Origin of the sequence: Streptomyces sp. NRRL F-5650 (assembly GCF_000721365.1) — a bacterium.
In the GTDB taxonomy this organism is placed as follows: Bacteria; Actinomycetota; Actinomycetes; order Streptomycetales; family Streptomycetaceae; genus Streptomyces; species Streptomyces ardesiacus.
Genome location: NZ_JOGV01000023.1, coordinates 1 through 14,203 on the forward strand (window position 1 = coordinate 1; position 14,203 = coordinate 14,203).

The 14,203-nt window shown below is 75.1% G+C and carries 6 protein-coding genes; 1 reads left to right on the plus strand and 5 read right to left on the minus strand.

Annotated features, from left to right (window positions below; genetic code table 11):
* From IG88_RS0120720 to IG88_RS0120735, 4 genes are all read right to left on the minus strand, one after another.
* Positions 1–3,723: type I polyketide synthase (locus IG88_RS0120720; protein WP_158853986.1), on the minus strand; the 3,723-nt coding region annotated here is incomplete at its 3' end.
* 176 nt (positions 3,724–3,899) lie between these two features.
* Positions 3,900–6,926, minus strand: coding sequence for a helix-turn-helix transcriptional regulator (locus IG88_RS0120725; protein ID WP_267884663.1), 3,027 nt, complete (start codon positions 6,924–6,926; stop codon positions 3,900–3,902).
* A gap of 129 nt (positions 6,927–7,055) precedes the next feature.
* Entirely contained in the window at positions 7,056–9,836 is a 2,781-nt protein-coding gene (locus IG88_RS0120730; protein ID WP_078861552.1) for a helix-turn-helix transcriptional regulator, read from the minus strand.
* 377 nt (positions 9,837–10,213) lie between these two features.
* On the minus strand, positions 10,214–10,972 hold the full coding sequence (locus IG88_RS0120735; RefSeq protein ID WP_037836325.1) for an alpha/beta fold hydrolase: 759 nt from the start codon (positions 10,970–10,972) through the stop codon (positions 10,214–10,216).
* 629 nt (positions 10,973–11,601) lie between these two features.
* Between IG88_RS0120735 and IG88_RS44345 the strand changes: the two genes are divergently transcribed.
* Positions 11,602–12,744 (plus strand): methylmalonyl-CoA mutase family protein, encoded by a 1,143-nt coding sequence (locus IG88_RS44345; protein WP_267884664.1) that lies wholly within the window; start codon positions 11,602–11,604, stop codon positions 12,742–12,744.
* A gap of 52 nt (positions 12,745–12,796) precedes the next feature.
* On the opposite strand, the gene IG88_RS0120750 is transcribed toward IG88_RS44345, so the two are convergent.
* Positions 12,797–14,131, minus strand: a complete 1,335-nt coding sequence (locus IG88_RS0120750; protein ID WP_051851992.1) for an MraY family glycosyltransferase — start codon at positions 14,129–14,131, stop codon at positions 12,797–12,799.
* Between the last annotated feature and the right edge of the window lie 72 nt (positions 14,132–14,203).

The window sequence follows — 14,203 nt, forward strand, 5'->3', positions numbered from 1 at the left end:
CACCAGCACACCAACACCCTCACCCCACCCCGTACCGTCGGCGCCGTCGGCGAACGCCTTGCAGCGCCCGTCCGGAGCCAGCCCCCCTTGACGGGCGAACTCGGCGAACATGCCGGCGGTCGCCATCACGGCGACGCCCCCGGCGAGGGCCAGGTCGCATTCGCCGTTGCGCAGGGACTGCGCCGCCAGGTGCAGCGCCACCAGGGAGGACGAGCACGCCGTGTCCACCGTCAGCGCGGGCCCCTCCAGACCCAGTGCATAGGCGATCCGCCCCGACAGGACACTGGGTGCCGTGCCGGTCAGCACATGTCCGTCGGCCGGGGAGGACTCGTGGAGCCTCGGGCCGTACTCGGAGGGGCTCGCGCCGACGAAGACGCCGGTGCGGCTGCCGCGCAGGGAACCGGCGTCGACCCCGGCCCGCTCCAGCGCCTGCCACGACGTCTCCAGCAGCAGCCGCTGCTGCGGGTCCATCGCCAGCGCCTCTCGCGGCGAGATCCCGAAGAACGCCGCGTCGAAGTCGGCGGCGTCCGCGAGGAATCCGCCTTCGCTCGGGAAGCCCGGGGAGAGTGCCCAGCCCCGGTCCACGGGCAGCGGGGAGACGGCGTCGCCGTCCGAGGTCACGAACCGCCAGAAGTCCTCGGGCGACCGGATTCCCCCGGGCAGCCGGCAGGCCATACCGACGATCACGACCGGATCGTCGTCGTGCGCCGCCGCAGCCGCCGCGACGGCGGTCGCGGCGGTGTCCTCGGTGCCGTCCCCCGCGAGGCGCCGCGCGAGGCCGTACGGCGTCGGATGGTCGAAGAGGAGGGTGGTGGGGACTCGGTGACCGGTCGTCCCGGTGAGCCGCTCGCCGAGTTCGGCCAGCATCAGGGAGCTGAACCCCAGCTCCTTGAACGGCGCGTGGGCCGCGATGTCGTCCGGGGAGCCGTGGCCGAGGACGTCGGCGACAGCGGCCCGGACGGTTTCCAGCACCGTACGGTCGCCCCGTGGCGCGCGCGCCGGCGCCTCCGGCTCGCCGGCCCGAGGGACGGGGCGGCCGGTGTCCCGGCGCGGGGCGGCCGTGGAGGGGGCGCGGCCGGGCAGCCAGTGGCGGCGGCGCTGGAAGGCGTAGGTGGGCAGTGGCACCCGGCGGGCGCCCTCCTCGGTGGCCAGGCGTTCCCAGTCCATCGGCACGCCGCGGACCTGGAGCGCCGCCAGGGCGGCGACCACCGCGTCCGGTTCCGCGCGGTCCCGGCCCCGCAGCAGGGGAACGGCGGTGGTCCCGGCCTCGCGCAGGCAGTCCCGGGCCATGGACGACAGCGTGCCGTCGGGGCCGAGTTCGATCAGGGTGGTGGCGCCCCGCTCCTCCAGCAGGCGTACGCCGTCCAGGAAGCGCACGGTGGCGCGGGCGTGCCGCACCCAGTACTCGGGGGAGCACGCCTCGGCGTCGGTGAGCAGGGCGCCCGTCTCGTTGGAGATGATCGGGACGCGAGGGGCGGCGAAGGCGAGCCGGCCGGCGATCTCGCGGAACTCGTCGAGCATGCCGTCCATGTGCGGCGAGTGGAAGGCGTGGGACACCCGCAGGCGTTTGGTCCTGCGGCCGCGCCCGGCCCAGTGGGCGGCCACGGCCAGCACGGCGTCCTCGTCGCCCGCGAGGACGGTGGCGGCGGGGCCGTTGAGGGCCGCCGCGGTCACCGACTCGTCCAGGAACGGAGCGAGTTCGTCCTCGGTGGCCTGGACGGCCACCATCGCACCGGTGGCGGGGCGGGCCTGCATCAGCCGGCCGCGGGCCGCGACCAGGACGCAGGCGTCGGGGAGCGACAGGACCCCGGCGACATGGGCCGCGGCCAGTTCGCCGACGGAGTGGCCGAGCAGCAGCCGCGGGATGAGCCCGTAGTGCTCCGCGAGCCGGAACAGGGCGACCTCGACGGCGAAGAGCGCGGGCTGGGTGAACTCGGTCCGGTCCAGCAGCGCGGCCTCGGCCGACCCGTCGGGGGCGAACAGCACGTCCCGCAGGGGCCGCGGCAGCAGGGGGTCCAGGTGGGCGCAGACCTCGTCGAGGGCGGCCGCGTACCGCGGTGAGGACCGGTACAGCTCGGCGGTCATGCCGGGGCGCTGGCTGCCCTGGCCGGTGAAGAGGAAGGCGACGGAGCCGTCGCTCGCGGTGCCGCGCACGAGGCCGGGGGCGGTCGCGCCCTCGGCCAGCCGGGCCAGGCCGTCCGCCATGTCCTCCGGTGCGCGGGCCAGGAGCACGGCCCGGTGCGGGAAGGCGGTGCGGGCGGTGGCGAGGGTGTGGGCCACGTCCCGGACGCTCAGCGGGCCGTGCGCGTCGAGGTGCCGGCGCAGGCGGTGCGCCTGGTCGCGCAGCGCCTGCTCGTCGCGGCCGGTCAGCAGCAGGGGCAGCGGGGTTCCGGCGGGCCGGGTGCCGGGGGCGGCGGCGGGCGCGGGCGGGGCGCCGTCCCATTCGGTGAGGACGAGGTGGCAGTTGGTGCCGCCCATGCCGAAGGAGCTGACGCCGACGACCAGGGGGCCGTCCCGGCGGGGCCAGGGCCGCGTCGTGGTGTTGACGCGCAGGCCGAGTTCCGTCAGGGGGATGCGGGGGTTCGGGGTGGTGTGGTTGAGACTGGCGGGTATCTCGCGGTGGCGGACGGTCAGGACGGCCTTGAGGAGGCCCGCGATGCCGGCGGCGCCTTCGAGGTGGCCGATGTTGGTCTTCACCGAGCCGACCAGCAGCGGCCGGTCGGCACCTCGGCCGGCGCCGAGCACGGTGCCGACGGCGGCGGCCTCGACGGGGTCGCCGGCCGGGGTGCCGGTGCCGTGCAGTTCGACGTAGCCGACGCTGTCCGGGCTGATCCCGGCCTGCTCGTACGCGGCGGTCAGCACCGCCTGCTGGCCCTCGCGGTCGGGAACGGTCAGGCCCTCGCCGCCGCCGTCGTTGTTGACCGCGCCGCCGGCGAGGACGCACAGGATGTCGTCGCCGGCCGCGACCGCGTCGGCGAGCGGCTTCAGGACGACGACGCCGCCGCCCTCGCCGCGCACGTAGCCGTTGGCACGGGCGTCGAAGGTGTAGCAGCGGCCGTCCGGAGAGAGCGCTCCGAAGCGTTCCACGGCGGCCGTGCTGTCCTCCGCGAGGATCAGGTTCACGCCGCCGGCCAGGGCCAGGGAGCAGTCGCCCCGGCGCAGGCTCTCGGCGGCCAGGTGCACCGCGACCAGGGACGACGACTGGCCGGAGTCGACCGTGAAGCTGGGTCCGTGCAGGCCCAGCGTGTAGGAGACCCGGTTGGCGATCATGCCCCGGCTCAGACCGGTGGTCGTCTCCGGTGTGGCGGCCCCGGGACCTGCGGACCGGGAGAGTACGGCGTAGTCGTCGGCGATGGCGCCCACGAAGACACCGGTGTCGGCGCCGTCGAGCCGGGCGGGGACGACCCCGGCGTTCTCCAGCGCCTCCCAGCACAGCTCCAGCATCAGCCGCTGCTGCGGGTCCATGACCGCGGCCTCGCGTGGCGAGATGCCGAAGAAGGCGGCGTCGAAACGGTCGACCGACTCCAGGAAGCCGCCCCGGGGCGGGGCGTACGGGCGGTCGGGGGCGGCGGCGCCGACGGCTTCGGTGCCCCGGTGGAGAAGTGCGCGGAATTCCTCCGGTCCCGCCGCGCCGGGCAGCCGGCACGCCATTCCCACCACCGCGACCGGCTGGGCGGAGCGCGCCGTGAACGCGGCGAAGTCTTTCTCGGATCCACCCGCCATGTGTTTCCCTCACGTCGCTGGAGATCTACGGAGCGCACTCACTGCGGCGCGTGGGCCGCGGGACACACCCGAATATCCGGTCGTCCGGCCCCTAGCCTCAACCACTAGGCGACCCCTTAGCCGGGGCCGCCGCGGGGCCTGCCACCCCTGCTGACCGGCACTTTCCGGGGCCGGGGTCAGCCGGTCGCGGCCAGGGGGCCGCGCCCCGTCCCCTGGTTCTGGCCGGTGAGGTTGACACCGGCGAGGAGGTCGCCCAGATCGGCGCGGCTGCGCACGCCGAGCTTGCGGTAGACGCGGGTGAGGTGCTGTTCGACGGTGCTCTTGGTGATGAACAGCTTGCGGCCGATCTCCCGGTTGGAGTGGCCGAGGGCGGCCAGGGCGGTGACCCGCCGCTCGGCGGCCGTCAGGCTGGCCGGGCCCGGCGGGTCGTCGGGCAGACCGGCCGGTTCGTCGGCCGCCTCGGGCACCTCGTCCTTGAACAGCCGGCGGAACAGCCCGTCCGCGCCGCAGTCGTCGGTGACGGTCCGGGCGTGCCGGGCGGCCATCCGGGCCTTGGCGGGCGCCCCCAGCTCGTGCAGGGCCTGGGAGTGGGCGGCCAGCGAGTGCAGCAGTTCCACGTGGTCGCCGCAGCTCTCCAGCAGGTTGACCGATTCGTGCAGCAGCGCGGAGCGGCGGGTGAGGTCGCTGGTGGCGGCGAGCACGCGCAGGGACACGCCCCGGCACCTGGGCGTGCCGCCGCCGGGCCGGGCGAGCTGCTCACGGGCCAGGGGCCGGGCCTGGCCGACGTTGCCGAGGGCCAGGTGGGCCTGGGCCGCCGAGGTGCGCCAGGGCAGGAAGGTGGGGACGTCCATGCCCCAGTCCCGGGCGAGTGCGCCGCAGGTGAGGAAGTCGTCCAGGGCGGCGGCCGGACGGTCGACGGCGAGGTGGTAGTGGCCGCGCGCGTGCAGGTAGAGCAGGCCGTGCCGGGTGCGGAACATCCCTTCGGGGACGTCCTGGTTGAGGTGGGCCCCGGCCACGTCCGTGGGTCCCGACACGGTCGCGGCGCGTACCAGGGCTGCCAGCGGCGAGCCGACGGCCACGCCCCAGCCGGCGCGCGAGATGGCGCCGAGCGCCCGGGTGGCGTATCGCTCGGCGTCGGACACTGCGCCCTGCCGCAGGGCGACTTCGGCGCGGACGCCGCTGAGGATCGCCGTGGCGGTGCCGGCCGGCCGGCCGCCCGCCCGGGCCAGCAGGGCGTCGCAGTGGTGGAGCGCCCTGTCCGGGCGTTCACCGTAGGCGAGGGCCAGCAGGGCCGCTTCGAGGACCTCGACGGCCGTCTCCTCGAAACGGCAGCCGCGCAGGATCTCCTCGGCCGTCGCGACGGTGTGGTCGGCGGGCCCGTCGCCGAGGGTCCGCCCGAGCAGTTCGACGGCGTACGAGGCCGGGCTCAGCCGGCGCAGCCGCGGGGCGGCGCCCGGGGCCGCGGGGGTGTGGGGGCCGGTGCCCTCGGCCGCCGGGGCCACGGTGGGGCAGGTGTGCCGCAACCACTGTCGTACGACGTGGAGTTCGGGCTGTGCGGCGGTGTCGCCGGTGCGTCCGGCCAGCGCGGTCAGGCAGTCGGCGGCCTCCGTGAACCGGTCCTGCCAGGCGAGGTGCCTGACGGCCGCGGCGGCGTCCGCGTCGTCGAGCCGGCCCTGTGTGGCGGCGGCGCGCAGTTCGTCGAGCCAGGGGCCGATCAGCCGGGGGTCGATCTCCCAGCCGGTCCGCACCCGGGCGGTGAGGACGGCGGCGCGGTCCGTACCGGTGTTGGCGTACCGCCCGGCCAGCCGCAGGCAGTCGAGTCCGAACTCCCGCCTGCCCTCCCGCACGGCCTGCTCCGCCGCGGCGAGCAGGGTGCGCAGCGCCCAGGGCGCGTCGACCGGGGCGGCGAGCAGATGGCGGGCGATGTCGGCGGGGCGGGCGCCGTCGTCGTGGAGCAGCCGGGCGGCGCGCTGGTGCAGGTGCCCGCGGGTCGGGGCGTCCACGTGCTCCAGCAGGGCCCGGCCGACCAGCTCGCCGCGCAGTGCGGTGCCGTCCAGCAGGCCCGCGGTGTCCAGCGCGGTCATGACGCGGGCGACCTCGTCGGCCCCCCGGTCGACCAGGCAGGCCACCAGGGCGGGGGTGGCGCCGGACCCGAGCACGGCCAAGCCGCAGGCGACGTCGGCGAGCACCGGCTGGCCACGGTAGGCCCACACCAGCACGGCATGCGCGAAGGCCGCCCCGGCGACCGGCAGCCCGACCCCGCCGCCCCGGCACCGCTCCCCGGCGGCCGGACCGGCGACCTCGTACCGCTGCCCGCCGCCGACGGCCCCGTCCCTGCCGGCGTGGTACCGCTGCCGATCCCCGGCGGCCCGCTCGGCATCGTGGTACCGCTGTCCTTCCTCGTCTCCGGCAGCCCACTCGCCGGCGCCGTGCCGGTGTCCCTCCCCGGCGGTCCCGTCGGCGGCGTCGTACCGCTGCCCTCCCCCCGTGGTCCGGTGGTCCGTCAGGAGGCCGGTGAGCAGGAGTGGGTTGCCGCCGGTGACGGCGTGGAAGCCGGTCGCCAGTTGCGCGGCCTCGCCGTGGCCCAGGTGCGGCGCGATCATCCGGGCGACGCCCTCGGCGGACAGCGGGCGCAGTCCGAGGCGCCGGCAGTGCGGCTGGCGCAGCAGTTCCGCCTGGACGGTCGGCGGCAAGGCACCCGGGCCGGTGGGTTCGGTGAGCACCATCAGGACCGGGGCGGCGCGCAGCCGGCGTACGAGGTACAGCAGGAACCGCAGGGACGCGGTGTCGGCGAGCTGGACGTCGTCGACCGCGAGCACCACCGGCGCCCACCGCAGCTCCCGGCACAGTTCCTCCCAGTGCGCCCCGGACTCGGGCCGGACGCCGCCGGAATGGCCGGTCGCGTGGGCCAGCCGGAGACCGGCGGCGAGCGGCCCCCCGGAGGGGAAGAGCTGGCCGGCGATCCCGAAGTCGCTGCCGGTCTCCGCGGAGGCACCGGTGGCGGCGCACACCACGGCTCCGGAGGCGGCGGCCCGCCGCAGGAACGCGGTGAGCAGCGCCGTACGGCCGACCCCCGGTCCCGAATCGACCAGGACGACGCCGCCTTCGCCGTGTGCGGCGTGGGTCAGTGCCCGAGTGAGGACGGACATTTCCTCGCCACGTTCGACGATGTCCGAAAATTCACCGGAGTATTCCAGTACCACGCGTGCGCCCCCGAGTCCGAATCGAACTTGAATTCATCTGCGCCGGTCTTGCACACGCATATTATCGAGCACCGGTTCGGAGGGGCACCCCTATCTCCTCGCCCCCTATTCGCCGCCTTCACCCCGGAATTAGCACACCCGCGAGACGGAGGCCCGCTGGAGTAATTCTTCCCGCCCCCTTATCTTCAGCTTCCGGTACACACGAGTAAGGTGCTGTTCCACCGTGCTTATGGTGATGTAAAGACGCACCGAGATCTCCCGGTTGGTGTATCCGCCGGCCGCCAGACCGGCGACCTTGCGCTCCGACTCGCTCAGGCGGCCCCAGTCGGTGCGCTCCTCGGGCGCCGCCATGATGACGCGGGCGCCGCGCACCGCGCCGTCGGCCGGGCCGGGCCGATCGGCGGGGCGCATCCCGCAGCGTTCGGCCGCCTGCCGGGCCCGGCGCAGCACCGTCCCCGCCTGCCGGGTCTGCCGGGCCTGCTGGTGCGCGTCCGCCAGGTCGAACAGGGCACGGGCCAGCTCCAGCCGGTCGCCGGCCCGCTCCAGCTCGGCGACGGCCCGGTTCAGCAGGTCCAGGCGCTGACCGGGTTCGGCGGCCAGCCCCTGCAGGCGCAGGGAGATGCCGCGGATGCGGGGGGCGTCGTCCTCGACGATGTCCAGTTGCTCCACGGCCAGCCGCAGGCCCTGCTCCCGCTCGCCGAGCAGCAGCAGGGCCTGGGCGGCGTCGGTGCGCCAGGGCAGCAGCGCGGGCCGGTCGGCGCCCCAGCGTTCGGCGATCCGGCCCACCTCGTGGAAGTCCCGCAGTGCCGCGTGGTGCTGGTGCGTGGCGAGGCTGTACAGGCCCCGGGCGCGCAGGTAGTCCAGCCAGTGGATGGTCCCCGACAGGGAGTCGGCCAGCGGCCGGCTGAGCTGCCGGGCGGCCTCCTTGCCCTTGCCCCTCGCCACCAGGACCGTCACGAGCTGCGAGACGGCACCGGCCTCCAGGGGCGCCGGGTACGGCCCGGACAGCAGCGCCAGGCAGCGCTGGGCGTCCTGCTCCGCCTCGGTCAGCCGCCCACCGTGCAGGGCACCTTCGGCCCGTACGGCCCGGAAGCCGGCCTCCCACCCGGGCGCCCCGCGCGACGCCGACTCGTGGACGAAGCGGTCGCACCAGTGCCGGGAGCGCTCCACCGCGCCGAGCGCCAGGAGGGTGCGGACGGCGTCGCGGACCAGGTCGAAGGTGTCGTCGGTCAGGCGGGTGGTCTCCAGCAGGCCGTCGGTGTCGGTGACGCGCCGGGCGAGCCGGTCGGGCGGGGGCCCGGCGCGCCGGGTGAGCACCGGGGTCGGCCCGAGGGCTCCGCCGGGGCCACCCGTCCCGGCGGCCGTGTCGGTCCGCCCCGCCGTCACGCCGTACGGCCGGCAGCCCGGCGTGCCCTCCCTCGGCTCGGCGATCCGCCATCCGGCCGCCGCCCGGGTGCCCTCCTCCCCGGCGGCCGGCGCCCCCGGGCCGAGCAGCGCGCGGGCCTGCTCCAGCCGGCCGTGGGAGAGCAGCGCGGCACCGACGCCGCGCGCGTCCGCCGGGTCGAGCCGGCCGGCGCGCAGGGAACGCAGGGCCTCGTCGACGTGGCGTTCGGCCTCGCCGACGCTGGTCCGGCGGGTGACCGTGCCGAGCCGCAACTTGATCTCGGTGCGGGCCAGCAGGTCGCCGGCCGCGCCGTGGGCCAGTTCCAGGTAGGAGACGGCCCGGGGCACCTCGTCGGCGGACAGTGCCTGGCCGGTCGCCTCGCGCAGCACCTCCACCGCCCAGGCGCCCTCGGCCCGGCCGGCCTGCCGCAGGTGCTCGGCGGCCAGGGCGACCGGGGCGCCGCAGACGTGCAGCAGGTGCGCGGAGCGGCCGTGCAGGTCCAGGCGCGAGGACGGCTCCAGCGAGTCCAGTACCGCGGCCTTCACCGCGGGGTGCTGGAAGGACGTGCCGGTGACCAGGCCGCAGCCGCGCAGGGCGCCCAGGTTCTCGGCGAGTTCGACCAGGGAGATGTCCAGCAGCCGCGACAGCAGTTCCTCGGTGCACGCCTCGCCGAGCACGGCCAGCCCGGCGGCCACCTCGCGGGTGCGCGCGCCGCCGCTGTCCAGGCAGGCCAGGACCGCCTTGCCGTACGCCTGCCCCGGCCGGGGCGCCGCGCCCGGCGAGCCGTCGTCGCCCTCGGCGGAGGCGTCCTCCAGCAGCGCCCCCAGGAGCAGCGGGTTGCCGCCGGTGACCGCGAGGCAGTCCTCCCCGGCGGCGGACGGCAGCCCGAGGCCCTCCAGGATGCCGGTGATGTCCTCCAGACCGAGCCGGGGCAGCCGGACGCGGCGGAGGCCGGACTGTCTGAGCAGTTCGGCACCGGCCGCCCGGTCGGCGGTGCCGCCGACGGGTGAGTAGGTGAGGAGCAGCAGCAGCGGGATGCCGCGGCAGTGCCGGGTCAGATGGACCAACTGCCGCAGCGAGTCGGGGTCCGCGTGGTGCAGGTCGTCGACGGCCACCACCACGGGCGCGCGCCGGGCCAGGGCGCGGACGCCGCCGCAGAAGGTGCGGGTGAGGTCGTACCAGGCGGCGTCCCGGCGGGCCCGCTCTCTGCCGTTGGCCGAAATCTTGCGGACGGCGGCGTCGCTCATCGTCTGGAACCGGCGCACCACCGCGTCCGGAAAGGGAGCGCCGTTGACGAGTCCCCGCAGGACACTCAGCGGGGTGCCGCGCTCCTCGGGGATGGCGGTGACCTGCAGCAGACTCGGGCCGAGTGGCTCCACGCCCCGCACGAACTCTTCCAGCAGTTCAGTCTTGCCGCATCCCGCGGCGGCCTCGACGACCACGGTTTGGGACCTACCGGTGGCCTGGACCGAAGAATAGGCTTCGCGCAATAGAGTCGTTTCAAGACGTCGCCCAGTCAGCAGCATGTATCGCTAAACACCCCGTATCGACCAAGTCAAACCGGGATCACAGACGGACGGCGACGACTGAAATGGAGGGCCGGAAAGCCTCCCCTAGTCGCTCGCCCCTCGCCAGCACAAGACTTTCAGACCCCGCATCCCGTACGATTAGAACACTTGCGCACAACGCATGTCAAGCAGGAACGATCTTGCAGGCAATGGCAGGGAATCGGCCGCCCCCGGCCCGCTGACCACCGCAGGGGGGTGCCGGGCGGGAATCTTTTTCTGGCCGGGAACAGGTGGACCGGGCGGGAGAAATAGAGAAATGCCTCACGCATTTCTACTCTGCGTCCCCCGGTTCGCCCGTTCCCTTTCATGCCGGCCCTTTCGGGGGCCCGCGCGGCTCAGGTGGTGACGGACGAACAGACGCGGGCGACCGCCTTGATCACGTGCGGAGCCTCGTCGTTGAGGTAGAAGTGCCCGCCCGGGTGCGGGTGGATTTCGCACCGCCCGCTGGTGTGCTCCGCCCAGGCCCCCGCCTCCTCGCGGTCGACCCTCGGGTCCTCGGTGCCGTAGTGCACGTGGATGGGGGCGGCCAGCCGCGCCCCGTCGGTGTGCCGGTAGGTTTCGGCCGCCTTGTAGTCGCCCCGGATGGCCGGCAGGGCCATGCGCAGGATCTCCTCGTTGCCGAGCACCTCGGAGCTGGTTCCGCTCAGCAGTCTCAGCTCCTTGATGATCTCGTCGTCGCCGCGGGTGTGCACCCGCTCGTCGCGGAACCGCGAGGGTGCCCGCCGCCCCGAGGCGAACAGGGCCAGCGGGACGATGCCCCGGCGCTCCAGCCGCAGGGCCACTTCGAAGGCGAGGGTGGCGCCCATGCTGTGCCCGAACAGCACCAGCGGCCGGTCGGCCAGCGGCAGCAGTTCGGGCAGTACGGCGTCCGCCAGGTCCCCGATGTCGTCGAGGCACTTCTCGTGCCTGCGGTCCTGTCGCCCCGGATACTGGACGGCCACCACGTCGACCCCGGGGCTCAGCGCCTTGGACACCGGGAGGAAGTAGGGAGCGGAGCCCCCCGCGTGGGGAAAGCAGACGAGTCGGGTCGCCGCCGCGGGAGCCGGGTGGAACTGACGCATCCACAGGTTTTCGCCGGCGTGGGGGGCACTCACGATAGGAACCTTCCGTCCGTGGCTTGCTGACTCGCACTCCCGGCCGTCGACCGGCACCACCATCTTCGTCGGCACAAGGGCCCCCACAACCCCTAACCGGAGGCGCACCCCCCTACCTCCCGGCCGGGGAGCGGGCGACGCGGGCGCGCCCGGGCAGACCAGGCACGGCCGACCGCCCGGGCAGCCGCCGGGCTTCCTCGGCCGGAGGGTGACGGATGTCTCACCCGCACTCTGCGGCCCCCGCCCCGTGAGGGGGAGTCGGTATGCCCTCCGGTCGCCCCTCCGGTCCGTCCTGCCGTCCGCACCACCGCCCCGGCACCCGTACCCGCCACCCCGATACGCGTACCGGTCGCCGCCCCGCCGCTTCGCCCCGCGGATTAGGGGTTCCCGCCGGCCCGCCGAGTGGCCCAGGCTGCGGTCCGTGCGACCGCACGAGCGGCGCCCCGTCCGCCCCAGGAAGGTGAAGCGGTGAGCGAGGAGCACGGCGTACCCACCACCGGCGCACACGCGGCGCCCGCCCGGGGCCATGAGGGCGGGCGCGGAGGCGCCGCCGGCCCGTTCCGCACGGCGGGCGAGGGCAGCGGGCGCCCGCTCCGCACGGCGGCCGGGACCGGCGGGTGCGGCGGGCCGTGACGGGATGCGTGAGTGCCGCCCAGGCCAACGTGCGGATGCGACGGCTGGTCGGCGCGGGTGCCCGGGAGCTGACGGTCTCCTTCGACCCGCCCACCCGCACCGGTCTCGACTCCTCCTCGCCGGGCGCCTGGGGACTGGTCGGCCACCGGGGCGTCCCCATCGACTCGATCGACGACATGCGGGTGCTGCTCGGGGGCCTGCCGCTGCACCGGATCGCCGTGTCCCTGGCGGCCGACGACTGCGCCGCGCCGCTGCTCGCCCTGTACCGGCTCGTCGCCGAGGAACACGGCACCCCGGCCGGCCGGCTGTCCGGTGCCGTCGGCAACGACGCGCTGACCGGCCTGCTGCTGTCCGGCTCCGCACCCTTCCCGCCCCGCGCGTCCCTGCGCCTCGCCCGGGACGTACTCGCCCACGGCCTGGCCGAACTGCCGCGCTGGCGGTGCGTCACCGTCCGCGGCGACCGGCTCCCGCACGCGGGCGCGGACCCCGCCCACGAGGTCGCCTACACGGTCGCCGCCGGGGCCGAGTACCTGCTGGCGGCGGCCTCGGCCGGCCTCGACGCGGCCGCCGTCGCCGCCCGTACCACCCTCTGCGTCGCAGGGGCGGGCACCGAGCGCGGCACCCGGGCCAAGCTGCGCGCCCTGCGCCGGCTGTGGTGCCGTACGGTGCGGGCCCGCTTCGGGACGGCGCCGGTCCCCCGTCTGTGGGCTGGGCCGGGAGCGGCGGCCGGGTTGCCGGGCCCGTCGGCGCCCGGCGGTCTCGAGGCGGCGGCGTCCGCCGTGCTGCACCGCGTCGCACGGCTCGGCGGCCTGCTCACGGTCCTGGAGCAGCGGCGGGGCCCCGAACTGTTCGGCGTCCACCACCCGGGACCGCCCGCGCCCCTGCCCCGCCTGGCCCGCCCCTGGGCGGCGTCGGACACCGTTCGGGTCCGGCAGAGCGAACGGCTGGACAAGCTCCGCGCCTGGCGGGTCCAGCGGGAGGTGGACGACGCGCTCCGGCACCTCTGCGAGGCCGCGCGGGGCGACGACAACCTCCTCGGCCCCCTGCGCACCGCCCTGGCCTCCCGGGCCACCCTCGGCGAGGTCTGCACCGCGCTGCGCCGGACCTGGGCCCCGGGCCCGCCGCTCTCCCCCGGCTGACGGACTGCTCCGCGGGGCGACCCCGCCAACGCCCCGCCGCCGGTGCGTGCCCCTACGCTCGTTCCTTCTGATGCTCCCGGAAGGAACGCGCCGGCCCCGCGGTGCTCTCCGCCAGGTCCGACAGGGCGGTGCTGCCGTGGGGCGTCCTGCCCGCCTCGCCGGAGACCGCGGGGACGGTGCCGCGGGCGTGCTGCTCCGCGGGCGCGGGGGACGTCCTCGCCCGGCGCCGGTAGCGGGGCGGCACGAAGCCCTCGGCCCAGCGGGGAGCGCGCGGGGTGAAGCGCGGCAGCAGGAGCAGCACCAGCCCGATCGCGCTGAGGAAGACGACGCTCAGCACGATCCACATCGAGGCCGCGTTCACGGAGTAGGCGAGCGCGCCGAAGGCGATCAACGCCGAGAAGAAGTACATGATCAGCACCGCGCGGCTGTGCGAGTGCCCGATCTCCAGCAGGCGGTGGTGCAGGTGCCCCCGGTCCGCGGCGAACGGCGACTGGCCGCGCCAGGTGCGGCGCACGATCGCCAGGATCAGGTCGGCGGCCGGGATGGCGATGATGGTCAGCGGCATCAGCAGCGGGATGTACACGGGCACCATCTGGTGCACGGCGTTGCGCTCGGAACCGGAGAACAGCTTCATCACGTCCGGGTCGACCTGCCCGGTGACCGAGATCGCGCCGGCCGCCAGCACGAGCCCGATCAGCATGGAACCGGAGTCGCCCATGAAGATCCGGGCCGGGTGCATGTTGTGCGGGAGGAAGCCGAGGCACATGCCCATGAGGATGGCCGCGAAGAGCGACGCGGGTGCCGCCGCCTCGATGCCGTACGAGTACCAGATCCGGTAGGCGTACATGAAGAACGCCGCCGCCGCGATGCACACCATGCCGGCCGCGAGTCCGTCCAGGCCGTCCACGAAGTTGACCGCGTTGATGGTGATGACGACGAGGGCCACCGTCAGCAGCGTGCCCTGCCACTGCGTGAGCGCGACCGTGCCGACGCCCGGTACCGGGATCCACAGGATGGTCAGGCCCTGGACCACCATCACGCCGGCGGCGATCATCTGGCCGCCGAGCTTGATCAGGGCGTCGATCTCGAACTTGTCGTCCAGGACGCCGATCAGCCAGATCAGGGCGGCCCCCGAGAGCAGGGCGCGGGGCTCGTTGGACTTCTCGAAGACCTCGTTGAGGTTGGTGAGGTGGTCGGCGACCAGCAGGCCGGCGCAGAGTCCGAAGAACATGGCGATACCGCCGAGCCGCGGAGTGGGCTCCCGGTGCACGTCACGTGCCCGGATCTCCGGCATCGCTCCCGCCACGATCGCGAACTTGCGTACCGGCCCTGTCAGCAGATACGTCACCGCGGCCGTGATGCAGAGCGTCAGCAGGTATTCACGCACGGGCTTCCCCACAGGTCTCGCTGGCCATCCTCGACCTCACACCCTAGCGATGCGCAAGGCGGTGCGACGCAT